26 protein-coding genes and 2 pseudogenes are annotated in these 23,682 nt (G+C 51.3%); 7 read left to right on the forward strand and 21 right to left on the reverse strand.

Features of this window, described 5'->3' with window-relative positions; genetic code table 11:
- Window positions 1–207: 207 nt before the first annotated feature.
- Window positions 208–723 carry an outer membrane protein OmpX gene (gene ompX / locus IG609_RS12370; RefSeq protein ID WP_193397152.1) on the reverse strand — a complete coding sequence of 172 codons (516 nt, stop codon included), beginning with the start codon at window positions 721–723 and terminating at the stop codon, window positions 208–210.
- 376 nt (window positions 724–1,099) lie between these two features.
- Here ompX and rhtA point away from each other — a divergent pair, with 376 nt between their 5' ends.
- Window positions 1,100–1,987: a threonine/homoserine exporter RhtA gene (gene rhtA, locus IG609_RS12375; protein WP_193399913.1), complete on the forward strand. Its 888-nt coding sequence runs from the start codon at window positions 1,100–1,102 to the stop codon at window positions 1,985–1,987.
- Here the strand turns inward: rhtA and IG609_RS12380 are convergent.
- On the reverse strand, window positions 1,975–2,526 hold the full coding sequence (locus tag IG609_RS12380; RefSeq protein ID WP_193399914.1) for a P-loop NTPase family protein: 552 nt from the start codon (window positions 2,524–2,526) through the stop codon (window positions 1,975–1,977). The two genes, rhtA and IG609_RS12380, sit on opposite strands and share 13 nt — an antisense overlap.
- Before the next feature lie 342 nt (window positions 2,527–2,868).
- Between IG609_RS12380 and dps the strand changes: the two genes are divergently transcribed.
- The 4 genes from dps to glnQ all read left to right on the forward strand — a co-directional run bounded on the left by dps (window position 2,869) and on the right by glnQ (window position 5,912).
- Window positions 2,869–3,372 (forward strand): DNA starvation/stationary phase protection protein Dps, encoded by a 504-nt coding sequence (gene dps, locus IG609_RS12385; protein ID WP_193397154.1) that lies wholly within the window; start codon window positions 2,869–2,871, stop codon window positions 3,370–3,372.
- A gap of 388 nt (window positions 3,373–3,760) precedes the next feature.
- Window positions 3,761–4,507, forward strand: a complete 747-nt coding sequence (gene glnH, locus IG609_RS12390) for a glutamine ABC transporter substrate-binding protein GlnH (protein WP_010294862.1) — start codon at window positions 3,761–3,763, stop codon at window positions 4,505–4,507.
- 26 nt (window positions 4,508–4,533) lie between these two features.
- On the forward strand, window positions 4,534–5,193 hold the full coding sequence (glnP, locus tag IG609_RS12395) for a glutamine ABC transporter permease GlnP (protein ID WP_010294864.1): 660 nt from the start codon (window positions 4,534–4,536) through the stop codon (window positions 5,191–5,193).
- A complete protein-coding gene (gene glnQ / locus IG609_RS12400; protein ID WP_193400569.1) occupies window positions 5,190–5,912 on the forward strand; it encodes a glutamine ABC transporter ATP-binding protein GlnQ in 723 nt (240 codons plus the stop codon). The genes glnP and glnQ overlap by 4 nt, the downstream gene beginning before the upstream one ends.
- Window positions 5,913–5,963: 51 nt before the next feature.
- On the opposite strand, the gene IG609_RS12405 is transcribed toward glnQ, so the two are convergent.
- From IG609_RS12405 to IG609_RS12415, 3 genes and pseudogenes are all read right to left on the reverse strand, one after another.
- Window positions 5,964–7,832, reverse strand: a complete 1,869-nt coding sequence (locus IG609_RS12405; RefSeq protein ID WP_193400567.1) for a M3 family metallopeptidase — start codon at window positions 7,830–7,832, stop codon at window positions 5,964–5,966.
- An 86-nt stretch (window positions 7,833–7,918) separates the two neighbouring features.
- On the reverse strand, window positions 7,919–8,887 hold the full coding sequence (ybiB, locus tag IG609_RS12410) for a DNA-binding protein YbiB (RefSeq protein WP_193400565.1): 969 nt from the start codon (window positions 8,885–8,887) through the stop codon (window positions 7,919–7,921).
- 109 nt (window positions 8,888–8,996) lie between these two features.
- Window positions 8,997–9,350 (reverse strand): annotated as a pseudogene (locus IG609_RS12415) (recombinase family protein); the annotation flags it as partial.
- A 62-nt stretch (window positions 9,351–9,412) separates the two neighbouring features.
- Here IG609_RS12415 and IG609_RS12420 point away from each other — a divergent pair.
- Window positions 9,413–10,257, forward strand: a protein-coding gene (locus IG609_RS12420) for an IS5 family transposase (protein WP_250116837.1) whose coding sequence is annotated in 2 segments (ribosomal slippage) — window positions 9,413–9,758 and window positions 9,758–10,257 — 846 coding nt in all. Because the reading frame shifts where the segments join, the coding sequence is not laid out codon by codon here.
- An 11-nt stretch (window positions 10,258–10,268) separates the two neighbouring features.
- Here the strand turns inward: IG609_RS12420 and IG609_RS12425 are convergent.
- A pseudogene (locus IG609_RS12425) lies at window positions 10,269–10,496 on the reverse strand (recombinase family protein); the annotation flags it as partial.
- 111 nt (window positions 10,497–10,607) lie between these two features.
- Here IG609_RS12425 and IG609_RS20630 point away from each other — a divergent pair.
- Window positions 10,608–10,823 (forward strand): gp53-like domain-containing protein, encoded by a 216-nt coding sequence (locus IG609_RS20630; RefSeq protein WP_431041445.1) that lies wholly within the window; start codon window positions 10,608–10,610, stop codon window positions 10,821–10,823.
- A 62-nt stretch (window positions 10,824–10,885) separates the two neighbouring features.
- Here the strand turns inward: IG609_RS20630 and IG609_RS12430 are convergent, their stop codons facing one another.
- The 15 genes from IG609_RS12430 to IG609_RS12495 all read right to left on the reverse strand — a co-directional run bounded on the left by IG609_RS12430 (window position 10,886) and on the right by IG609_RS12495 (window position 23,485).
- Window positions 10,886–12,697 carry a hypothetical protein gene (locus IG609_RS12430; RefSeq protein ID WP_226374261.1) on the reverse strand — a complete coding sequence of 604 codons (1,812 nt, stop codon included), beginning with the start codon at window positions 12,695–12,697 and terminating at the stop codon, window positions 10,886–10,888.
- Between the two features lie 2 nt (window positions 12,698–12,699).
- Window positions 12,700–13,281 carry a phage tail protein I gene (locus tag IG609_RS12435; protein ID WP_193401102.1) on the reverse strand — a complete coding sequence of 194 codons (582 nt, stop codon included), beginning with the start codon at window positions 13,279–13,281 and terminating at the stop codon, window positions 12,700–12,702.
- Window positions 13,274–14,377, reverse strand: coding sequence for a baseplate assembly protein (locus IG609_RS12440; protein WP_193401104.1), 1,104 nt, complete (start codon window positions 14,375–14,377; stop codon window positions 13,274–13,276). Before IG609_RS12440 ends, IG609_RS12435 begins: the two co-directional genes overlap by 8 nt.
- On the reverse strand, window positions 14,368–14,715 hold the full coding sequence (locus tag IG609_RS12445) for a GPW/gp25 family protein (protein ID WP_095699143.1): 348 nt from the start codon (window positions 14,713–14,715) through the stop codon (window positions 14,368–14,370). Before IG609_RS12445 ends, IG609_RS12440 begins: the two co-directional genes overlap by 10 nt.
- A gap of 59 nt (window positions 14,716–14,774) precedes the next feature.
- Window positions 14,775–15,356, reverse strand: coding sequence for a phage baseplate assembly protein V (locus IG609_RS12450; RefSeq protein WP_039500581.1), 582 nt, complete (start codon window positions 15,354–15,356; stop codon window positions 14,775–14,777).
- Window positions 15,353–16,513 carry a phage late control D family protein gene (locus tag IG609_RS12455; RefSeq protein ID WP_193399415.1) on the reverse strand — a complete coding sequence of 387 codons (1,161 nt, stop codon included), beginning with the start codon at window positions 16,511–16,513 and terminating at the stop codon, window positions 15,353–15,355. Before IG609_RS12455 ends, IG609_RS12450 begins: the two co-directional genes overlap by 4 nt.
- Window positions 16,501–16,713 carry a tail protein X gene (locus tag IG609_RS12460; RefSeq protein ID WP_193399416.1) on the reverse strand — a complete coding sequence of 71 codons (213 nt, stop codon included), beginning with the start codon at window positions 16,711–16,713 and terminating at the stop codon, window positions 16,501–16,503. The genes IG609_RS12455 and IG609_RS12460 overlap by 13 nt, the downstream gene beginning before the upstream one ends.
- A complete protein-coding gene (locus tag IG609_RS12465; protein WP_193401106.1) occupies window positions 16,703–17,632 on the reverse strand; it encodes a phage tail protein in 930 nt (309 codons plus the stop codon). Before IG609_RS12465 ends, IG609_RS12460 begins: the two co-directional genes overlap by 11 nt.
- A complete protein-coding gene (locus IG609_RS12470; RefSeq protein ID WP_193399461.1) occupies window positions 17,632–20,109 on the reverse strand; it encodes a phage tail tape measure protein in 2,478 nt (825 codons plus the stop codon). The genes IG609_RS12465 and IG609_RS12470 overlap by 1 nt, the downstream gene beginning before the upstream one ends.
- Before the next feature lie 222 nt (window positions 20,110–20,331).
- A complete protein-coding gene (locus IG609_RS20525; protein WP_086002476.1) occupies window positions 20,332–20,475 on the reverse strand; it encodes a GpE family phage tail protein in 144 nt (47 codons plus the stop codon).
- Window positions 20,420–20,740, reverse strand: coding sequence for a phage tail assembly protein (locus IG609_RS12475; RefSeq protein WP_193399418.1), 321 nt, complete (start codon window positions 20,738–20,740; stop codon window positions 20,420–20,422). Before IG609_RS12475 ends, IG609_RS20525 begins: the two co-directional genes overlap by 56 nt.
- A 142-nt stretch (window positions 20,741–20,882) precedes the next feature.
- Window positions 20,883–21,407, reverse strand: coding sequence for a phage major tail tube protein (locus IG609_RS12480; protein WP_010281046.1), 525 nt, complete (start codon window positions 21,405–21,407; stop codon window positions 20,883–20,885).
- Window positions 21,407–22,834 (reverse strand): phage tail sheath subtilisin-like domain-containing protein, encoded by a 1,428-nt coding sequence (locus IG609_RS12485; protein WP_193399419.1) that lies wholly within the window; start codon window positions 22,832–22,834, stop codon window positions 21,407–21,409. Before IG609_RS12485 ends, IG609_RS12480 begins: the two co-directional genes overlap by 1 nt.
- Window positions 22,824–23,021, reverse strand: coding sequence for a hypothetical protein (locus tag IG609_RS12490; protein ID WP_010281040.1), 198 nt, complete (start codon window positions 23,019–23,021; stop codon window positions 22,824–22,826). Before IG609_RS12490 ends, IG609_RS12485 begins: the two co-directional genes overlap by 11 nt.
- Complete coding sequence (locus tag IG609_RS12495; RefSeq protein ID WP_193399420.1) at window positions 23,018–23,485, reverse strand: Gp37 family protein; 468 nt, start codon at window positions 23,483–23,485, stop codon at window positions 23,018–23,020. The genes IG609_RS12490 and IG609_RS12495 overlap by 4 nt, the downstream gene beginning before the upstream one ends.
- Between the last annotated feature and the right edge of the window lie 197 nt (window positions 23,486–23,682).

The raw sequence follows: 23,682 nt of genomic DNA on the forward strand, positions 1-23,682 counted from the left end.
TATGACAGACCGATACTGCATGAATTTGATCAATGTCGATAAGCGCATTCGGATATCAACCGACTGGAAAGTGACTGGATAAATAACTGATGAAACTCATCGCTGATTTAGACAAACAGCCATAAAAAAATCCGCCCTAAAAAGAGCGGATTCTTCCGACACATCTAACAACCAACGCTGAGGGTAAACACCCCAGACAGGGTTAGATTAGAAGCGGTAACCTACGCCAACAGCCCAGGCACCAACGTCAACACTACGGATACGGCTTTGTTCGTAACCCACATCCAGCGCAACGTCCTGCATTGGGTTGAACTGAACGCCCGCACCGTAGGTGAAGCCGTAATCGTCATTACTGCTGTTGTTCAGGCCGTTGGTCGCGTTATTCGTTACTTTACCGTGGCTGAAACCAACAACGCCGTACAGGCTTGCCCAGTCATTCAAACGGTAAGCAGGACCCGCAGTGAAGCCCATGTATTGGCCTTTATTGTAGTCGCTGCCATCGCTACCATTTTTTTCCAGGTAGGTGAATGAACCAATAACGCCCAGTGGGTTATTATCTTGTTCGTAACGATATTTCAGGTTAAAGCCTTTAACTTTATTTTGTACGCCCTGAGCATCACCTTGAGCATAACCTGCAGTTACAGTACTTTCACCAGCAAATGCAGAACCTGCGCCAACGGCTAATACACAAGCCAGAGCGGAAAGACACGCGATTTTTTTCATATTTACAGCCTCGAATTCATTTTATGAAAGACTCACTAACGGGGCAAATATAACAAATAAATTCGAGAATTGCCGCCCTATAAATATTTATCAATTAGGCTTTAGATGTAACAAATATTGTCAAAATCAACCTATCACCATAATTACATTGAGTTTTTCATTGTGACAGTTAGATTGAAAATAAATTCACAGCAGAACGACAAAGCAGATAATTCTTAATTCTCCGCTCAGTTTGTATGCTATTCGTATTGGGCGAAAATAAACCAGTTAAATGATGCGTAAATAAAGGTCAATAAAAGTCAATTCATGCCAGACAAATTGTTTACAATTGGATATAATAGCAACGGAATGTCATATCTGTTTTAAGGCCAAAAGAATGACCTCATTTTCCCATCGCTCATCATCATTTATCCCTGTATTGCTCATCATTATCTCGATGCTTTCTATCCAAAGCGGTGCCGCTCTGGCCAAAAGTTTGTTTCCACTTATTGGCGCCACTGGCGTCACGGCACTGCGTCTGGGAATTGGTACGATCATCCTGTGCATCATCTTCAAACCGTGGCGTATGCGTTTTAGCAGTAACCGCCTGCCGCTGCTGGTGTATGGCATGACACTGGGCGGAATGAATTTCTTGTTCTACCTCTCATTGCAGACGGTGCCGCTCGGCATTGCTGTCGCACTGGAGTTCACCGGTCCGCTTGCCGTTGCGATGTTAGCCTCACGCAGATCGATTGATTTTCTGTGGGTTTTTCTGGCTATTGCCGGACTATGGTTCTTATTGCCGCTGGAACACAATATCGGCAATGTTGACTTAACGGGTGCGGCTTGCGCTGTGGGCGCGGGTGCCTGTTGGGCACTTTATATTCTGTTTGGGCAAAAAGCGGGAGCAAACCACGGGCCGGGAACCGTCGCTATCGGCTCCTGCATTGCTGCGCTGATCTTCTGCCCTATTGGTGCGTATTACGCTGAGAGCACGCTGTTCTCGCTCTCGATACTCCCGCTCGGTATTGCCGTCGCCATCCTGTCCACCGCGCTTCCTTATTCTCTGGAAATGGTGGCATTAACCCGTCTGCCCGCCAGAACGTTCAGCACGCTGATGAGTATGGAACCCGCTATTGCCGCCCTCTCCGGGATTCTTTTTCTTGGCGAACATTTATCGTTTATTCAGTGGATGGCGCTGATCTTTATTATCATCGCATCAATCGGCGCAACGCTGACAATAAAACCTGCAGGTGGAGCCAAAGTAACAACTCAAGCCGAATGAGTGTGTATTTCCTTGGGAAAGTGTTGCAGAAAAGTTTCACATTCCCGAGGAGAATGCACAGTAATAAAACGGATATGGCGATAGCGAGGATCGGCTAAATCCGCCAAATACCGTTTCCGGTTTCTTGAATAGGTTTTTATTGTCCAGAGGATAATTGAATCCCGACTAAGGAAACTGCGGAGAAAAGACTCTTTATTACCCGTGCCGCTCCAGAGCTCCTCTTTGCGCCATGCACGAAGATAGGCACGCCGTACCGCCTGAAAAAGCGTGCGGGTAAAGCTGTAATCGACCCAAATCACGACATCAACATTGCGCCATTTGATCTCACGGGTTCGATTATAGTTGCCATCCAGCACCCAGTTGTCAGGTTCTAGCGCGCTTTCAAGCCGTTGAAAAAAATCGGCATCCGTCCGTTCTTGCCAGTCTTTGAGCCAAAAAAGAGCATCCATTTCAATGTACGGTATAGCCAGCTTTTCCGACAAACAGCGAGCAAGCGTCGATTTGCCACTTCCACTGGTGCCAATAATATTCACTCTCATTCACCACGACTCCTTTTACTCGCACACGCTATATTTTAAGAGAGAAACGACGCTGTCATTCTATTTAAGCAATAGCGGAGAATAATAACTATTTTCACCTAGCCAGTAATGACATTTATCAATATATGATATTATGTTTCAGTGGTAATTAAAATATTACCCTGACATCGCCGCAGGCACATTATTGATATCAGATAAACCCTGACTACAAATACCCACACCGTCGTTATGCTATAGCTATCCATTTGATAGGTGATTCTTTTCAATATTAATTTTTATCACTGCTATAATTAATCACATTGAACAGCAAGACTATCAATAATTAAAGAGAGGATAACTACTATGTCTACCGCCAAACTCGTGAAATCAGCACCGTCAGCACTGCTTTACACTCGCAATAATTTGGATGATAGCGTTAAGGCCTCGACGATCGCGCTGTTAAACCAACTGGTTGTTGACTTCATCGACCTGTCGTTGATTACCAAACAGGCGCACTGGAACATGCGTGGCGCAAACTTTATCGCCGTCCATGAAATGTTGGATGGCTTCCGCACCTCGATTATTGACCATCAGGATACCATCGCCGAGCGCGTGGTGCAGATAGGCGGTGTTGCGCTGGGTACGGTGCAAATCGTGGGGAAACAGACCTCACTGAAAAGCTACCCAACCAATATCCATAGCGTTCAGGATCATCTTAAAGCGCTGGCCGAACGCTATGCGATTGTTGCTAACAACGTACGCAAAGCCATTGGTAAAACGGAAGATGAGGCCTCTGCAGATATTCTAACCGCCGCATCACGCGATCTGGATCAGTTCCTGTGGTTCATTGAATCAAACATCGAATAATCAACATCTCGTCTCGTAAACGCTTTCACGGCTGCTTAGGCAGCCTTTTTAGCACCCGCACACTCACTCAAGCAGCTCTTTTTTTAGTCTACTCTGCATAAACCACGCATTTTATCCGTTAAGACGCTCAAAAAATTAGCTTTTGCCCGTATTAATTGGCCATAACGCTAATCAACGGTTGTTTCCCTTCTGTAAATCAGTTAATCATAACAGCGCCTTGCCTGAGCGAATCGGAGGTGAAAGTTTCACCGCTGGCAGGGCAATAAATAAAGCAACAGGTTAAGCACATTACAGGGTAACTGACTCAGGTTTCACTGTCGTACGATGTACTATGCTTAAAACGCCTGTAAAACAAAAAGCTCCCACAACTGCTAATAGGAAGGGTTTGATGAAATCACTACTTAAGGCCTCTTTGGCTGCACTGACGCTAATGATGAGTGTTTCTAGCTATGCGGCTGAGAAAGAACTGATTGTCGCAACCGACACCGCTTTCGTCCCTTTTGAATTCAAACAAGGTGACAAGTACGTCGGCTTTGACATCGACCTCTGGGATGCTATCGCTAAGCAGCTCAACCTGAAATACACCCTGAAGCCAATGGACTTCGGCGGCATTATTCCTGCACTGCAAACGCGTAACATCGATTTGGCACTCGCAGGCATTACGATTACTGAAGAGCGCAAAAAAGCAATCGATTTCTCTGATGGCTATTACAACAGCGGCCTGCTGGTAATGGTCAAAGCAGACAACAACGACATCAAAGGCGAGCAGGATTTGGCAGGTAAAGTGCTGGCAGTGAAGAGCGGCACGGGTTCCGTTGATTACGCGAAAGCCAATATCAAAACCAAAGATCTGCGCCAGTTCCCGAACATCGACAACGCCTACATGGAACTGGGCACCAACCGTGCTGACGCTGTGCTGCACGATACACCAAATATTCTCTACTTCATCAAAACCGCAGGCAACGGCCAGTTTAAAGCGGTAGGTGATTCCATTAAAGCCCAGCAATACGGCATCGCGTTCCCGAAAGGCAGCAACGAGCTGCGTGAAAAAGTGAATGGCGCCCTGAAAACACTGCGTGAAAACGGCACTTATGCTGAGATCTACAAGAAGTGGTTTGGCGTAGAACCTAAGTAATTGCCGATTTAATCTGGAGATATTCCATGCAGTTTGACTGGAGCGCCATTTGGCCTTCTCTGCCCCTCCTGATGGAAGGGGCAAAAATGACGTTGTTGATTTCTGTTCTGGGTCTGCTTGGCGGCCTGGTGATTGGCGTAGTCGCGGGTTTTGCCCGCGCCTACGGCGGCTGGTTTTCCAGCCGCATTTCGCTCGTTTTTATTGAAATTATTCGCGGCACCCCGATTGTTGTGCAGGTGATGTTTATTTACTTCGCCTTGCCGATGATTTTCACATCCGTACGAATCGACCCTTTTGCTGCCGCCGTCGTCACCATCATGATTAACTCTGGTGCTTACATCGCGGAAATCACCCGTGGCTCGGTATTGTCGATTCATAACGGTTTCCGTGAAGCGGGTCTGGCGCTTGGGCTGTCTCGTAGCGCGACGTTACGCCATGTGATTGCCCCACTCGCCCTGCGTCGCATGCTGCCGCCTCTGGGTAACCAGTGGATTATCAGCATCAAAGATACGTCACTGTTTATTGTCATCGGCGTGGCTGAACTCACGCGTTCAGGTCAGGAAATCATCGCGGGCAACTTCCGTGCGCTGGAAATCTGGACTGCGGTTGCCATTATTTACCTGTGCATCACGCTGATCCTCAGCTTTATTCTGCGTCGTCTGGAAAGAAGACTTAAGATTATATGATTGAATTTAAAAACGTATCCAAACACTTTGGCAAGACACAGGTCTTACACAATATCGATCTCACCATCGGTCAGGGTGAAGTTGTGGTCATCATCGGGCCTTCGGGCTCGGGTAAATCCACCCTGCTGCGCTGCATCAACAAGCTGGAAGAAATTACCAGCGGTGAATTGTTCGTTGATGGCCTGAAAGTGAACGATCCGCGCGTTGACGAGCGTTTGATCCGTCAGGAAGCTGGGATGGTATTCCAGCAGTTTTATCTGTTTCCGCATCTTACCGCACTGGAAAACGTCGCGTTCGGCCCTATTCGGGTTCGCGGCGCGAGTAAAGCCGATGCAGAGAAGCTGGCGCTCGAATTACTGGCGAAAGTGGGTCTGTCAGAACGTGCCCACCACTACCCTTCCGAGCTTTCCGGTGGTCAACAGCAGCGTGTCGCTATCGCCCGTGCTTTAGCGGTTAAACCGAAGCTAATGCTGTTTGATGAGCCGACATCGGCACTCGACCCGGAACTGCGTCATGAAGTGCTAACCGTCATGAAAGATCTGGCCGAAGAAGGCATGACGATGGTCATCGTCACCCACGAGGTGGGCTTTGCCCATAAAGTGGCTTCACGCCTTATCTTTATTGATAAAGGTCGTATCGCAGAAGATGGCGATCCAGAAACGCTAATTACGAATCCACCCAGCGATCGCCTGCGTGAATTCCTGCAACACGTATCTTGATCAACAAGGGGGCTTTCGCCCCCTTTCTCTTACTCGCGATATCAGCGAACGTTATGCCTGCGAGCGTGAGTATTCCCGCTCAATAAACGCTGCAAAATCCTCGCACATCTTCTCATCGCTCTGTTCATTATCCGCCAGCACACGACTACCATCGACCACGCGAATACGCGCAGACAGATCGAAATCTGCAGCAGGCTGAGGACGAGCTGCCGCCTTCGCCATCATCTCTTCTGCCTGTTGCCAGGCTTCATCAACCGTTAGATTACAGGCCTGCGCCAGATAAGCGGGATTGAAGCCCTCACCGGTCAGGCTACGAAGCGTATCGTCGTGACTTACGCTATTGCCCGGATGCCAATAGTGCTGTGCCAAATCAGGGCCGATAGCGGGGTTATCCGTCAGGTAACCGTCACGTTGCAGGAAATAGCTGCGCGTCTGCTCAACCGCCATCAGCGCCAGCAGATAGCCCTGATAAGAGCACGCTGACTCCATAGACAGCAGATGAGGGATCGCCAGTGTCGGGCGTGGGCTACCGCTAATGCCCAAAATACGCTGCTCGGTGTCACGCGCCAGTTTCGTCATCGCCTCTGGCGTACGCGCTTCGTCGTCCCACGAATAGAGTTGCCACTCAAAATACGGCACCAGCAGGATGTGTCGCTCATTGAAAGCGCGCATTGGCTGCTGCGTACTGATATCCGCACGGATTAATTCGTCAGGAATCGTTTCTCCCTGCGTATTCTTTGCATAACGTTTTAACCAGTCAGCGTCACCCAGCAGGCTGTCGCAAAACATGGACTGCGTTTCGGCATAGGCCATCGACGTTGGAGGAAACTCCTGTGAAAAACAGGGCGCATTCTGCTTAATATTGGCAAAATGCGCGGCGTGTCCACCTTCATGGAACAGCGTATTAATACCACTGGCACCGCTGCCGATTTGATCCGGTTTTGCCAGACTGGTGAAATTAATCCGCGCCGGAACCCATTTTCCTTCCTGCACAAACGGCGGCACCGGGCCGTGCATAAAACCGTTCTCGTATTTACCTTTGCGTACCAGCAAATCGAGCTGCATTTCTGCACCGTTAAACCCAATGCGCAATCGCTTAAAGCTGTTGATCCAGCGCTCCAGCGATGCTGAGAAAGGGAAATAGGGATCGAGCTGGCGCGTCACATCGCCCGCGCTGGCATAGCGAATATTCCACGGCTGCAGGGCCTCTTCGCCCTTTTCGTTCGCCAGATTTTTCAGGCTGCGGGCATTCGCTTCACGGGTCTGTGCCTCAAAAGGATCGAGGATGGCAAAAAGCTGCTCCGGCGTCATCCGCTCCGTTTTATTGACCTTATAGTCAAAATAGTTGCGGTAACCCATCTGGCGAGCGAAGCGGTTGCGCAGTGAAATCAGCTCGGGGAAGCCATTCTGCAACAGCCACTGTTCGAGATCGCGTAGCGCCTGCTGGGAACTTTGACGATAGGCTTCGGTATCATTGGTCGCCTGATTGGTCAGCAGTTCCCCAAGTGAGGCGGAAACACGTTCCCCCTTAGCATCGAGATGCGTCATTTCATAGGATTTACGCTTGGCGTATAACGCACTTTCAGCGGCAATAATTTCATCCATCAGCGCCTGAGCCTGTGGATCTTCAATCACATTGCAGTCAAAAAACCGATACCAGCCTTGCAAGCCGTGCAACAGCGCCTGCTGTTGTTCATCACGCGGGCTATTTTCCAGTGTCGCAAGATGGGCTCTTAGCTCAGCCAGGCGCTGCGGCTGTGAAATAAAGCGCTTGTAGGCACTTTCAGCGGCAGAGAAACGCTCGGACACCTCATCGTTGCCCGTTCCCATATACAGTTGCCAAAACAGTTCTTCTTTCGCCTGATGAACCGCAAGATAATCGCGATTCAAGGCGTTAAAATAGTCCGCTACCTGTTGCATGCTATTCCTTCTCTCTTCAAATGGCAGCCGCCTGGCTGCGTGAAGTGGCGCGGAAAACCGCGTCCGAACCCGATCCAGCAAACCAATCAGCCGAGGCGTTTCTTAATCGTGGCGACAGCCTGTTCCATTGTCGCCGCTTCGCCGGCAGCAACCAGACAGCACGCCAGTTGCAGACGGATCGCCTGCGGGATGGCAATTTCACCCATCAGGCACTGTACCGTCCAGCGTGCCGTGGTTGCCGCATCCTTCGCAATCGGCAATGCATCGGGTGCGACGCTGATCTCCTGCCGAAGCTGCAGCACGTTGGTATTTTGCTGATGGATAAAATGAATTTCTGGGCAGCGCTGCGGGTTGGCATAAACCTCCCCTTCCGTGCCGTGCATCAGAAGTGCGCGCCCGTTGATGTCATTAAAAAACGTCCCCACGCGGGAAACATATTCAGGATGGGAAACGCTGGCGACACGCAGCGCGTCGCTTTCACCAAACGGCGTCGCGACCTTAGCCAGCGTGTGGCTGCTATTACGCACCCCCATCCGCCAGCGCAGCTGTAACTGGCGATCGATAGCCGGACACAGCGTCGAAACAGGGATAAATACTGGGCTACCGTTATCAAGCTCGCGCTGAGCCTGTTCGGCATTTTCTGCAATTGTCACGCCGAGATTACGCAAAATCTCCGCGCTGGTGACACGGGTTGGATCATCGCTGACGCCGTGAACCACGACCGGAAAACCCAATTTTGCCAACAGCAGTGCCAACAGTGGCGTCAGGTTTGCCTGCTTCCGCGCCCCGTTATAGCTGGGAAGCACGATAGGCATAGGAAAGCCCGCCGGCGGGGTCAGGCGCAACACATGCTCGTTCATCGCCTGATAAAAACCCAACATCTCGGCTTCCGATTCACCTTTGATGCGAAACGCAATCAGCAGCCCACCAAGCTCCAGCTCCGGCACGTCACCGCGCAGCATCGCGCTATACAGTTCATAAGCCGTTGCCTGATCGACATCACGCGCATGATTTTTCCCGCGCCCCACTTCTTTGATAATTTTGGTGTAATCCATGCTGGCCTCTTATTTTCGGCGACACAGTAAAGAACTTATCAATGAAAATAACATGTTTGGTGGGGTTCTGGTGATTCTGGCACAAAGGAAATTGCTATCGCGCTGTACGTTATCCGGTGACAAGCACACCGTTCCTCCTACTCGCGGGAAAGTATTTATAAATAGTTTTCTCTGATACACCGACGACATTCGCCACCTGAAGGCGCGTGGCCCCTGTCGCCAACATTGCTTCGGCACGACAAAGCACGTCTGGCGTCATCAGTCGCTTGCGCCCCCCGATACGTCCTTGCAACCGAGCTGCATCGAGGCCAGCCCGCGTACGTTCGACAATAAGTTCACGTTCCATCTCTGCCAATGCGCTCATCACATGAAAGAAAAAACGACCTGCGGGCGTCGAGGTATCAATGCTGTCCGTCAGGCTGCGAAAATGGATACCTTTCGCCTGTAATGCGGATACTAGGCTGTGTCCCGTAACTATTTTTTGTACAATCAGGAGCATGATTTCACCATAAAAAGTGCTTCAATTTGGCTCGTTACGATTTTCCCGATGATGCATGGGCACTGATTTCTCCTATGCTGCCGCCTGAAAGAGGCTCTTCCCGAGGCGGGCGTCCTTACTTTGCTCACAGGCATGTCATGAATGGCATATTTTGGGTACTTTGCTCCGGCGCGCCGTGGCGGGATTTACCAGAGCGTTATGGTCAATGGAAAACCATTTACAACCGCTTTAACCGGTGGTCTAAAGCCGGAGTAATGAACAGTATTTTCAATAAATTACTCCAACTCTTGGATGAAAAAGCACTGATTGACTGGGATGTTATCGCGCTGGATGGCAGTAACGTTCGCGCCCTGAAAGCGGCGGCCGGTGCGAAAAAAAACATCCCGATGAACACGAGGACCATGGGCTGGGTCGCTCTCGCGGCGGCTTTGGCACCAAAATCCATCTGGCGACAGATGGCACAGGATTACCGCTGAGTTTTTGCCTGAGCGGTGGACAAGCCCACGAAAGCCGATATGCGGAAAGCTTGCTTAACCGAGTCGGGGTTATCCGAAAAAGCGGGAACCTGAAATCACGTCCGAAAGCAGTACTGGCGGATAAGGGTTACTCCAGTAGACGTATTCGCATTTATTTGAAAATAAAAGGAATAAAAGCGGTTATTCCGTTTAAATCGAATGAGAAGGCCAGTCAGGACGGACGTCGGCCTCTCAATACGAGTCTGTACAAAAAACGCAATGTCGTGGAGCGTTGCTTTGCGATACTCAAAGAAAATCGCCGTATCGCTACCCGTTCGGAGAAAACAGCCAGAAACTACCTGAGTATGCTAAAACTGGCGGCGATCAGGTTATTTTTGAAGCGGTTGTTAAGTTAAGGGACACACCCTAGATCAATCAAATCACGCACGCTGCGCCCTAGCCTGTCCAGCTTCCACACCATCAGCGTATCACCACGCCGTAGCCGCCTGATCGCCCTTTTCAGACCCGGCCGCTGTGCATTCTTCCCACTCGCGGTATCCTCAAAAATCAGCTCACATTCTGCACGAATCAGTGCTTTTTTCTGTAAATCTGTATTTTGATCGGTAGTAGACACGCGCGCATAGCCAATCAGCATTACATAACCTCATGAAATTATTGATTGTATTTATATTGTGAGGTTCCCGCAAACCTCGGTTTTGGGGAAGCACTTTTAAGTGAAAGTGGTTATCAAAAATTTCCGGGGGGATTGATCGTTCAGTGGGGCGTATCAACAGAAGGCACGAACGTATTCTCTGTTCCATTCCCTGCCCAGTGTTTTTCGTTGACCGCTACATTAAAACGAACCAGCTCCCCATGGGATGGATCTGTCACTGCAGCATACATTATTAGCAAAAGCGAATTCTATGTCGGTGTCGGTACGCCTAACAGCGATCCGATATATTGGATCGCAATTGGAAACTAATATTTTCCTTGGGCGGAACGGGTGAGATTAATCTCCCTCGTTCCGCTATAATCTACTAATTTTCAAAAATTAATTATTTTTAAAACTACTGCCCAATTATTCAATTCATTTTGTGTTCCGATAACAATTCCGCCACCTGACAACCTATCTCCGCCAAAAAAACCTCTATTAGGGACATTGAATTGAATATGCGTTTTCGACACCCCTGCAGTTAACGGTAAATATCGTGATGCACCTGCAATTGAAACCAGCGCGGCCGGGCACATCAATACATCACCGATCTGGTACGTCTCATTTGCAGCAACACACACGATCATCACTTCTGTAATACATGAATCGACATTCAATTCAGATATGAGATGTTCAATTATGATTGGCTCATTCAGGATCATACGTTGCCGGGCAGAAAACCACACTTCCCCAAAACCGAGGTTTGTAGGAGTTAATGTAATATCAGCAGAACCATCAAATGCCACACCGTTAATTTTACGCGGTGTGGCCAATTTTGTCGCAGCAGTCGCTGTTCCTGCTGCGGGCAATGCCCCTACATCTGCTGCCGCTAACGTAATATCTGCGCTTAATGCCTTCCCATTCACCTTACGCTCAGACGGTACACGCCCATTGGCATTCGTATTCGCATTGGTCGCTGCTATCGTCGCGTTATTGGCAGCGGTAGTTGCTGCTGCGACACGGGTATCCGTCTCTGCTTTGCTATAGGCACCCACATCCGCCGCGGTAGGTAGATTCAGCGTATTATAATCCCGTTTCCAACCCGGAGAGTAATTATCGCCATGATTAATATAGGTAAACTGCGCATTGGGTATCGCCCCTGCAACACTTACCGCAGAAGGCGTAGTGATACGAATGGTCATCGCACTTTCCAGACCAAACACTTCAATGACCGCACCAGCCAACTGAATATTACCGACTCCCGTATCGGTAATAACCTTATTACTTGCGTAACTCCAAGTCCCTTTGCATACCCAAGAGGGATGATTAAACGCTCCTTGGCTTTTCAACCACGCAATAAAATCAGAAGTTTTCCACGCACCATTATCACCACCAATATTTATCGCTCCGTGAAAAGCACGGGCAGCGCCAATATTTTTAATAAACAGACTCTTATCCGCAATATCCGCACCGTTCTGATCTTTTGCCAGCTTTCCAGCTAATGCATTCAATACCGTGGTGGAAAAGTTAGGGTCATTCCCTAATGCATTGGCCAGTTCCTGTAAGGTATCCAATGCTGCTGGGGAACCATTCACCAATGCGGCGACAGCCGCTTTAACAAATGCCGTTGTCGCTACCTGCGTATCATTCGATGCTTGTGCCGCCGTTGGTGCCGTCGGCTTACCCGTCAACGCAGGGCTCGCTTTTGGTGCATATTGCGTATGTGGATCAGCCGCTGAATTGTGTGTATTCAGCTTATTCGCAGCCTCAGTTTTTACATCAGCAATCGCATTCAACACCGTTGCCGAGAAACTGGGATCATTACCCAGTGATTTCGCCAATTCCTGCAAGGTATCTAATGCCGCAGGTGCACCATTAATGAGTGCAGCAACAACGGACTTAACAAATGCCGTCGTCGCCACCTGCTGACTATTACTGTCGGTTGCAGGCGTTGGCGCTTTCGGCGTGCCAGTGAAAGTCGGATTCTCCTTCGGTGCATATTGTGTATGCGGATCGGCGGCGGTGGTGTGCTTCGCCAGATCGCTGCCCGTTTTTTCCTGCTCTTTTTTCAAATAACTGGTACGGCTGGCTAACTCTTTAGCCTGTCGATTTGAAACACCATCCGGTCCACCTACGACCGGATCTGACGTTTCGATTTGGTAAATGCCGTCAACCCATTGTGGGTTCTCTGACAAATTCGCCATGTTTAAGCGCTCCCATGATTGTAGTTACTGTCGTATATTGCCGTCCGGTTGTAGCGGATAGGCACTTCCCAATATTCGATACTGGCCAGATGGCACCGCGCTGGGGCAAACATCCCAATAGCGTTACGCAGCATTCTGGCCTGATCGTTGGTAATCGGTTGTTTTAGCAGCACGCGATAGACGGCCCACACCGCTTTATCACCGTGTACATAAAGGTTGTTATAAGTGGTTTCACCGTCGTAGCTCAGGCGGCCAATATTCTCGATCAGCGTGCTCTCGCCGAATCCGAAACGACGGATGATCTCTTTAATGCTCCAGGGCGTACCTTTGCTGCGATGCAGATCGATAGCGGCCTTGATCAGCGCACGTTTGGAGTCATCCGATTCCGCCAGTTCCCAGCCGTCGCCAAACAACGAGAATTGTTCTGCCAGCCAGGGCAACACGCTGCCGTCAGCGATATCGATCAGATAAACCAGCAAAGCATTCAGATCGATGTCATCAAAGCGGTCGGCCAATTCCGCCAGCGAACGAAAGCTGGCGTCAGCCGCCAATGGCGGTGGCAGCAGTTGTAGTGAATCAGCCATTCGACACCCCGACGACGCTGATATTGATGCCCGTACAGTTCGCCCATTCACTGTCATCAAGCACCATCAATGACGGCGAAACGAGCTCCACCTGATACACACCGGGGATGGATAACGTGGCGATAATCTGGCTTGGGACAATATCGCGCCCCAACGTAGCAGTACGGGTTTCCACCCAGGCCTGCACCGCTTTTTCTGCGGCGGCCTGAACTACAGCAGCCTGTTCGCCGTTAAATAGCGTCAATTTGGCGCTGATGGCGTAATCCACCTGCGTGGGTGATTTGGCGGAAACAAAATCCGTCAGTGGACGCACCTGTTCGTCGGAGCAAAAACTTTCCACCAGCGAAAGCATGCTACTGTCCGGCAAGCCAGTGCTGAGCAACGGATACAGCACCACTTCACCCAGTTCGGGCGACATCACCGCCACATCGACAATGTTTTGGTGTGCCCGCATCGCATGGAAGCGATACGCCAGTTTCGAGCCCGCCGTACTGAACGATTCCGGTGCCAGTTGAACACGTTCACGCAGGCGATCGTCATCTTCCTCGGCGGAACCACCACTGCTCTTGGTGATATTGACTACGCTCAAATCACTGTCGCCAATCTCATCCAGCAGCGTACTGATCTGGGCAGGCAGCCAGTCATTACCCACATCGCCAGTTTCGGTACAGGTCGCCAACACGGTGACGCCGCTACCGTTCATTCTCAGCAGCGCGTCGCTGTCAGTGGTGAAAATCACGCTGTCTGACGCACTAACACGAGTGCCCGCAGGAATCAGCAGATCGCTGACTAACGGCGTTTCAGGGGTGAAGCGAAGCTCTGCGCGCGCCGGCTGCGCTGCCAAACGGTAGACACCGACCAGTTCAGCCAGATAATCCAGCATCGGTGCACGAGCAAACGCGACCAGGTTCTGCTTGGCGGCTTCCTGAACCGCACTACGCAATAAAGTTTCCCGGTAAGCAAAGAGGTTGATCAGCAGGCGTTCGGCCTGCGCCGGATAGAGTGTTTTCCCCGAATCAGCTTCATATTTCGCGATCATTTCAGCGGTAATCTTCGCCGCATCGCGTTCAATAAAATTGGGTTCTGTCAGCGCCATAACAACTCCGTGGTCTGTGTCGCGCCGTTAGCGGTTTTCCAGCTAACGTGCAGCGTCAGGTGAGCCCCATTCACAGAAGGTTTAACCGCCAGTAGCTGGCAGCGAGGTTCCCATCGTTTGATCGCTTCTACCGATTCCCTGACGACATGCGGGATCGCACGATCGATCGGATAATCGAGATACAGATGTAGATTGCTACCAAAGTCAGGCCGATGTGGGTCGCTGCCGCAGGGTGTCCGCAGGATGATGTGAATCGCCTGCATGATATCTGCCGTTCCTTCGACGATGTCGCCAGAACGTTGCAGCGCCGGTTGCCAAAAAACAGATTGAGTTTTCATAGGGGGCTATTGTCGCCCCCGGTGAGAGGAAGGAATATTAAAGCGGTTTAGAGAACGTGCTAGTGCGAGTGGTGATTGGAGTTGCCACCGGCATCCATGACGCTGCCGCTAGCGCTGACGTTACCGGAGATACTAACATCGCCACTGAGGCTGGCACCGCCGGAACCGGACATCCCGCTCTCATAGGTGAGTTGCCCTTGCACCAGAAGCTTGCCCGTCACCGTCGTCTCTGGCGCATTGATAGTGACACGCTGCGCGTTAACCACCACGTCAGCACCGCTGCTAATCGCAATATGCTGCACGCCGCCGTTGATCGTTAACGTATGCGTTCGGCGATCGTATTCAATATGCGCACCGTCAGCGAACGTTACCGCCCTTTTGTCCTTATCTGCCAACGTTGGCACATCGGCGGCAGAGTAAATCGCCCCTAGCACCAGACCATCCTCGCCGTTTCCGTCCAACAGAACTTCGACCTGTTCGCCAATATCCGGCAACCAATAATCCTTATTATTCTGCGTATTGCGCTGTAATACCGGCAGCCAGGCCGTACGCAGATTGTCGCACTCTGGTAGACGAACGCGCACCATCACGCGAGCCTCATCCACCGCGCTTATCGTGCCAATTCGACGAGATAAACTCATAAGCCTATATCCTTTTTGCTCTTAACCTTCTGCGTTGTCTGGCTGCCATCCGGGTGGTAAGTCACCAGCGTTTTTCCGCCATCCGATTTCCGCTTGCCCGCAGTAATTGGCCCGCGAATCAACCCAATCTCCGTGGTATAACCACTACCACGTTCCAGAGCATGGCGAGCCGATTCGATCAACCAATGGCCAGAAAGTTGGCCGAATGACACCAGCTCCACTTTATTCCCCGCCGCCAACTGCGGGCTGCCCATCAGCGTCATCGAACCCTTTTGTTGCTTTTCATTGTGCGCATCCAATGCGGCATCGGTTTTCATCCTCGCTCCAGAAGCATCCGCCGCGCGCACGTTAACTTTCAACGTATCCGCACTGGTCTCAGCACCGGCAGACTTCATTTCGTTGTTCGCGCCACTGTTGGCTTCATAAACCATCAGTTTCTTTTCACTCCCTTTCTGATATTTCGTCTTAGCGTTTTTATAGACGTGGCTGATCGTATCGCTCAGTGAAAAACGCGCGACGTCCGTTGGCTTAATTTGCCGAACAGACGCCTGATTGCGCAGCGCCGCCAGATGGGAAAAAATCAGTTGGTCGCTGACCACCTTCACGACATAGCCATATTCACTGGCGAGCCGCTTTAGAAAAGCGACATCGGTTTCCGCATATTGCGTAACACGATCGATCTTGATGATTTGAATCTTCCCTACCAGCATCAACTGATGCTTTTTCGCGATACGTGTCGCAATCGCGGCTAACGTTGTATCTTCAAAACCGCGGTTTGATTTGGTTCGCAGCGCACGATTGACCGATGTCGCAACGCCGCGAATCATCACTTCGCTCGGCGGTGAGCTCACCTCAATTTCATCAATCGAGAAAGTGCCGCAGTCAAACAGCATTTCACCGAGATACCCCAGCTTGAGCGATAACGTATCGCCCGTACCGGGATACCATTTATCCATCCAGCGGCCATCGGTATCATCGAGCCTGACCTCGATCGAATCCGATTCATTCTTGATGCTATCGGTATATGTCACGCTGGTAACATACGGTGCGATATCATTGGTGATGTCTTTTTGCTGATACCACAGGGTGAACGCCGGTTGCAGTACTTCCGACACCGCAGGAGCGAGCAGGGTTAGTTCTTCCGTTAACGCAGCCATGGTGGGGTATCCTTCGTTTTACTGACCTCTGCCTGTTCAATAATCGGAATCAGCACCACCAAACCCGATGGCAACAGCGGCACAATGGGGACATGCGGGTTAGCCGCAATAATCCGCGGATAGCCGAGCGGATCGCCGTAATACAGGTAGGACAAGGTATCCCAGCGTTCGCCCTGTGTAGTGATATGTTCAAGGTGCATATGCTTCAACCCTCTTCACGATTTCCGCTGTCAGTTTGCTCAGCGCAGGCTCAGCGCCTTTAAATGTGTCGCTCGCGGCCTCAACATGTTTACTGATGGCTTCAAGCTTCTCGATAACGTTTTTGCTGTCGACGCCCTGCAACAAGGTGGCAACTTGCTTGACCTGATTCAGCATTTCATTCGCCGCTTTATTAACCGCTGTAATTTCAGGCATCATCTTCTCTGCCTGAACCGCTGTATCAGATATGGCCTCTGCCGCTTTTTTAAACGCAGGCGCCACCTGACTTAACGGCGTCAATACATTCCCGACTTGCGTTAGCAGCCCGGGAATTTGCAACAGCGCGGTTTCGGGATTGTTCTTCATTCGTTTTACAATCTGAACGGTGGTTTTCACCGCCTTAACAGCTGATTGAGCCTTCTTGGCATACGTGACAGCCGTGCGTAGTGAAGCTGAAAAATTGCTCACTTTCTGGACCGCCTGGGTGATGGCGCTAACGTTAGGAACAGGCGTCTGTATCGCAGGCGGTTTGAGCGGATTTTTCGGATCGCCAATGAATTCTCGCAGCGTTAGCGAGGCATTCATGGCCAATACGTTGCCCTTCGCGTCGGTATGTTCGCTGGTCGACGTCAGTGCCGTAATCACAAACCAGCCGCGATAATCCCCATTGCCGAAGACTAACGCCATTGCCTGATGCGCACGCATCGCCTCCGTCAACCGTTTCAGCTCCACATCTGGCGTGCAGTACTGCTTGTGAAACACCAGACTAATAGTAATCTCGTCCAGTTTTGCACCGATGAACTGCAGACCGGGTTTACCTTCAATGCGGCCATGCTCGGCATAATCTGCGCCGAATGACGTATTAAAGCCGTCCCAGTAGGCAGTCACTTCAAATTCAATATTTCCTAATACTGCAAACATCAGGCGTACCCCCTGCGCTCACGCTGAGCGAGCAGCTTGTTCAACATATTTTCCAGTTCATTCATGCTAAGCGTCAGCGTCTTCGTCATTTCAGGCGTTGGCGCTGCCTTCTGGCCGTTGAGATAAATGGTGGGTGAGAAAGCAACCTGAACACGCTCGGAAGGGGCTGCGCTGACTAACTTACCTTTTGCTCCACCGACAGTTGATGTCAGTGCGACACGCTGTTGCGGGGTTGACGCAGTGCTCTCAGCCTTAGGTGATTCAATAGGCGGTGTTGGTTCTAGCGACAATGCTGATACCGACGTGGGTTGCAGAACGGGTGGCCCCATAACATTGGCAGCCACAGGTTGGCCGCCAGCTTCGATAGAGACGGTTTTCGAGCCGATACCCAGAAAGTTTTTAACGCTATCGGGAATAAATTCGTCGATCGTTTTCAGGACGTTTTTTAGCTCGGGGAAATAACTGATCAGCCCCTTAACCAATGCATCAATAATCATGCCTCCGAGTTCACTTAGGCTGCTAGGAAGCTGAATACCCAGTTCATTGATAGCATTGGAAAAGACTGAATAAATTACACCAAATGGAGACCAATCGAGCAGTAAAGCGGTAATACCTACTACGCCACCAGATACCGCATTATTGAGCGCTTCCCACCCTGCATTAAAAGCCTGACTGACTTGTGACCAGAGATTTTTAAAGAATGCGCTAACCGGTTCCCAATATCGGTAAATCAGGTAAGCTGCCCCTGCGATTGCCGTTACTGCCAAACTAATCGGATTCATCAGCAGCATACGTCCGAGAAACAATACTGCTCGACCCGCCATCATCAAGCCGTTACGTAACATACCGCCAAGCATGCGCCTTAATGTTCCTGCTCCGCCAACCAGCCGGCTCAACGTCCCCCCAATACCTTGCAACACACCAGTTGTTCTTAATCCCGCATTGAACAGTTGCCAGCCACGCTGAACCTGCAAAATACCGTCCCAAACGCTCAGTAAAGGCGATAGCAATGTGATAATCCCCAGCTTCGCACCGCTCAATGCCATTCTGAACGCGAAGAAACCGGCAACGGCCATCACGATCCCACGAACCAGTTCAGGGTTCGCCGCCGTCCAGGTCACCAGTTGATCCAGAATAGGAATCAGTATGTCACTCAAGGAAACCAATACTGGCACCAGCGCTTCCCCCACATTGAGCGCAATATTCATCACTGACGTTGTCATTTGATTCCAGCGCCCAGTCAATGTGTCATTCTGCCGAGCGAAGTCGAGATCCAGCGTTTGCGTGGCTGTCGGGCTGTTCATCCGCTGTTGGTTCGCTTGATAGCTCTGCCAGTTCTGCTTCATCGACATCGCATGATTCACCGCTTCTGGCGTGCGGAACACTTCCTGCAAGCCGTAACGCTGCATTAAACTTTGCTGTGCGTCTACATTGCCCGCTTTACTGGCCTTATCCCACAGTTGCTGGAATTGACTGCCTTTGCTGTCGATGAATCTGTTACTAATCTGAACTGCGGCGTCGTACTGTGAATAGCCGCCTTTCATGTAGCTTTTTAGCGACGCGTTATAATCTACGCCCGCGTTGTCGTAGCTGTCGGCAATGTCGGTTCGTCCCACGGCATTAATGAAACTTCCCAACCGGGCAGCCGTGTTCGCCTCCGTATCCGCGCCTTTTGTCGCGCTCAGGCTGGAAACCAACTGACTCAACGCCTGATTGCCCGTCGCTCCCATTGCCGTAAACCCTGGAGCCAGCGCAGTCGCATATTGCGTCATCGACGCCATGGAGAAACCTTGTTTCGTGCCTGCCAACATGCGGGAGAAGGATTCCTCCAGCGCCTTCGCCCCTTTCAGGTTAAACACGTCATCCAACGTGGCCGAAAGTGCAGTAAGATCGGACAGCGCCACGCCAGAGGCCGTTGACGTTTTCCCTAAAACTGCCGCAACATCCGTTGCCTGATCCGGTGACATGCCGTAAGCAAGCAGTTGCCCGGCACTACCGAGCAATGCATCTGGCTTTTGGTTCACCTGTTGAGAAGATTGACGCAGTTTCTGCCCCATCAACTTTTCTTGCTCACTCGATATCCCATGAGCAACGCTGATGTCACGCAACTGCGCCTCAAATGAGGCATAGCGTGTGACCGACGCCACAATCGGCTTCATGGCAGAACCAAACTGCTCACGCTTAGTCTTAAAATCATCGGCGAATTCACCCCGACGGCTACGTAGCGTTTCCTGACGCGACTGGCTACGCGCCAGCCGTTCCTGATTGGTTGCCAATTTACTTAGTGACTGGCTCAGTCGGGATGTCACCTGTGTGCTGCGCAAACTGACATTGCCAAAGCGCTCCAGCGACTGATTAAACAGACGCTGCCACTCCTCAGCTTGTTTGAGTTTATCGCTAAGTGGCTGCAGCGATTTTTTTGTGTCATCCAGCGTGGCGCCAAACGCCCTGCCCAGCATGACACCGTTTAAAAGCATATCCACGGTTCACTCTCATTCAGAAAAACCCCTTGCGGGGCGGATCGGAGACGGCGGCTTGCGCCGCTCCAGTGTGGTTTCCCCAGTACAAACCGGGGATAAAACGAGGAAAAGGACGGGTGATAAGCGGGAGAAGAAGACAGGTGGTGAGGGAGGAAAACGGCCAGCGTCCTGTCGCTGGCCGGGTTGGGTGGATGGTGGCCTAATTAATCCTGTCAGTAATCAGTCTTCCTCACCGTTCTCACGTTTTATCTGTTCGCTGGCTTCATCCAGCCAGTGTTCAAAGTCGTCCAGTTCCAGCGCATCAATCTCACTCGGCTGAAAGCGAAACCACCTCGCCAGCAGGGCCTGCGCTTTCCACAGCAGCGCCGGCTGCGTTATCCAACCCAAGTAGCTGCTGAAATCGTTTTTGCAGCGCCATGTAGTCCTGCGCGTCCATCTCATCGATGTCTTCCGGCACCAGACCGGTCATGCGTGACAGCAACGCGTCGTCCCAGTTTCTTGGGTCATCGCTGATTTTTTTCACCGCTTTGATATCTTTGACTTTCAGACGCTTGAGCGAAATGGACTCCACGCGTTGGCCGGCAGAAGTGGTGTAAGGGAATTGCAGAGAATAGGTTTCAGTGTGCATAACAGCTCCTTAGTAAATGTCGGGAGCAGTATCGCGTGCGGCGAGGAATAACGATTTTAAAGTGAATTAGAAAACGAAAGCGGCGGGCATAAGAAAGGGGCCGAAGCCCCTTTCTTTCCTTACTTAGTCAATGAATACCAGATTAACCGCCGATATTGGCGCGGTAACTGTTCAGTTGATCCACACCGCCAACCATGAAGATGTTGGACAGGTAATCCAGCTCCAGCAGGTCTTCACCGTTCATCACCTGCTTGATGTAGGTACAGCTGAACGCGCTGCTAAAATCCGGGTTTTCGTGCTGCTTGAACGTGCCCAGCGGATTCTTTTTGAACATGATGGTCATGTGCGTCACCAGTGGCACTTCTTCGATACGGCCTTGAGAGCCGTAGCGTTCCACGCTGGAGCGACACTGTAGCGCCAGCGACTGGTAAGGGTTCGCTGCCGCCAGCATCGCTTCACGGTAGAAGGAGTTCCACTTGATCTCGCCTTCCAGCTTGTCGAAGCCCGCAGGCAGTTCGATCTTGCCGACCATCCCCAGCGCTTTGTGCTCCTGCATGATCATGGAGATATCCGGCAGTTTAATTTCCTGCGCACGCCCCAGCAGGTTGGTACCATTGATGTAGATGTTGGCGTTAGTAATACGGTTTACTTCAATTTTCCCGGCCATCAGTTAGTGCCCTCCAGCGTTACCAGGTATTCCGAGGTGATCTCCGTCTCAAAGGTCAGACGCTCAAGCGGCGGCGGCGGAGTGAATTTGTAGTTAAGCAACAGGTGCCCTGCCGCCAGCTCGGTTTGCTCGTTACGCGCAGCATCGAACCAGCATTTGAAGCCCAGCAGCGCGCCGTCACCGATCAGCTTGCGACCGTAGGCGTTGACGGATTCCACCAGCGCATCGATCAGCGCCTGATTGATCGGCATATCGATGTACTGCTGGCTGAAATAGCGGATGGATTCGTTAATCACATCGCCGGTACGACGCACGTTTTCAAAGTTCTTCATGTGCGTCACGGTTGGCCAGGCCGCGGTGCGGTTGCCCCACAGACGCAGGCCAGAGCCGTAGCTGTTGAAAATGGTGCTGATGCCCTGCTCGTTCAGCAGGTTCACTTCGCTCTGCGGATCGTCAATCATTGCGGACAACTGGCGCTCTACGCCGGTGATCCCTTTGATTTCCTGGTTGGACGACGACCACCAGAAACCTTTCTCCAGATCGACTTTGGCACGCAGGCCGGCAGCACGTGCCGACAGCGGCTCCAGACGTTCGCTGTTGGTTTCCGCGTCGTACACTTTTACATGCGGATAGCACAGACGAGCACGTTCAGAACTGGTGTTGAAGTTGATCGTGCCTTCTGGGCCACGGCCGCTCAGCGCCTGCGCAAAGGTGGTACCGATTGGCGCATCGATATAGGCAATCGCGCCCAGTTTGTCGGCCAGCGAAATCAACTCGGTCGTTACGCTATTTTGCGTACAGAACACCGGCGAAATCAGAATCTTGGCAAAGAAGCCGTACAGGTTGTAGGTATCGTTCAGCAGTTTCATACCGGTGCGTTTGCCCGCGGCGTTGATGCTGCCGATGATGTCAGCGGCAGTCACTTTCGTGGCATCAGCAAAGTCGTAAGACGCGCTTACCACAGCGGTCACATCGATGTTTTTACCCAAATTTTTCAGTACACCGGTTTGTGCATCCAACGTATAGTCCTGACCTTCGACAAACGGCTGACCGCCTTCTGCCGCCGTCAGCACCAGCTTGGCAACCACGCGGTTCGCCAGTTGTGCCGTACCGGTCGCTTTGTCAAAGGTGACTTTTTCTGCGCTCACAGACGATTTGTGTTTCGCCGGATCCAGCACGTTGATAACCAGAACCGTACCCGCGCCATGATCGTAAATTGCATCCAGCGCCTGCGGGATGGTATAGCCGCCGAACTGGCTACCAAACTGCGCTGCATCTTTTTCGGACAGGCACAGCGTAACGTCATTTACCGCACCCTGCGGCGCCGTACCAATCAGCCCAATCACCGCAGATTTGACGGTTTTCACCGGACGAGCACCGGTTTCAACTTCAATGGTTTCCACACCATGTAAATAATTAGCGGCCAAGGGTCACCTCCGTTGCGCTATCAGCCAGAACCTGATCCGCGACAGGCAGCAAATAGCCCAGCGCGATCAGCGTTTTCACGTATTCATGATCTGCCGGCAGTTCAGTCACCTGAGCGGGCCAAAGCAGAATTTCCTGACCATCTGCCAGCGTGACGCCGCTGGCGGGGCCGGTGTAGCGGTATTTCATGCGTCTTTCTCCTCATAATTAACCGTGGTAAGCAGCGGACCATCCGTCTGCTCGCGGTCTTCGATAAAAAGGGTTTCTGTGGTGCAATCGATGGCGTAATGCCAGCGTCCTTCGGTGTAACCCACGTAGCGGTCGCGCACTAACCGAATACCGCGATGACAGTCAGGCAGTCGGTATCCTCCCAACGCCTGACGGACAATATCGAGCGTGGCCAGCACGCCGTCGTCGCCATCCAGCTCCGGCAGCAGCACGGCAACCATCAGCTGTGGTCGCTGCGTCTGAACCGGAGAATCCGCATCTTCCGGTGCGGAAAATTCGGAACCGCGATACCCCACCAGCACATCGCCAGGCGTCAGGAGAGCGGGCCTGATCAGAATGTTTTCTGGACAGGACGCAATCCGCCGTGCCGGTAAGTGCTGCTGGAGGCGGGCTATCACCGCATCGATAATTGGTCTGGTATTCATATCCGTTCACCCACTGTGTTAATGGCGCACTATTTTGGTGGCACATCGTGTTGATGGCGCTAGTATCCGGATAAGGGTTGGCTGCGGCTTTTAATCTGTTTTAGAAAAAACAGCGAAGTGATTTATTTGAAAAAAGACGGCTAATACGCTGAAAAATAAAAATTCTTTCGATAAAAAAACGCCAGCACAATTGTGCT

The sequence above is a fragment of the Pectobacterium quasiaquaticum genome (assembly GCF_014946775.2).
In the GTDB taxonomy this organism is placed as follows: domain Bacteria; phylum Pseudomonadota; class Gammaproteobacteria; order Enterobacterales; family Enterobacteriaceae; genus Pectobacterium; species Pectobacterium aquaticum.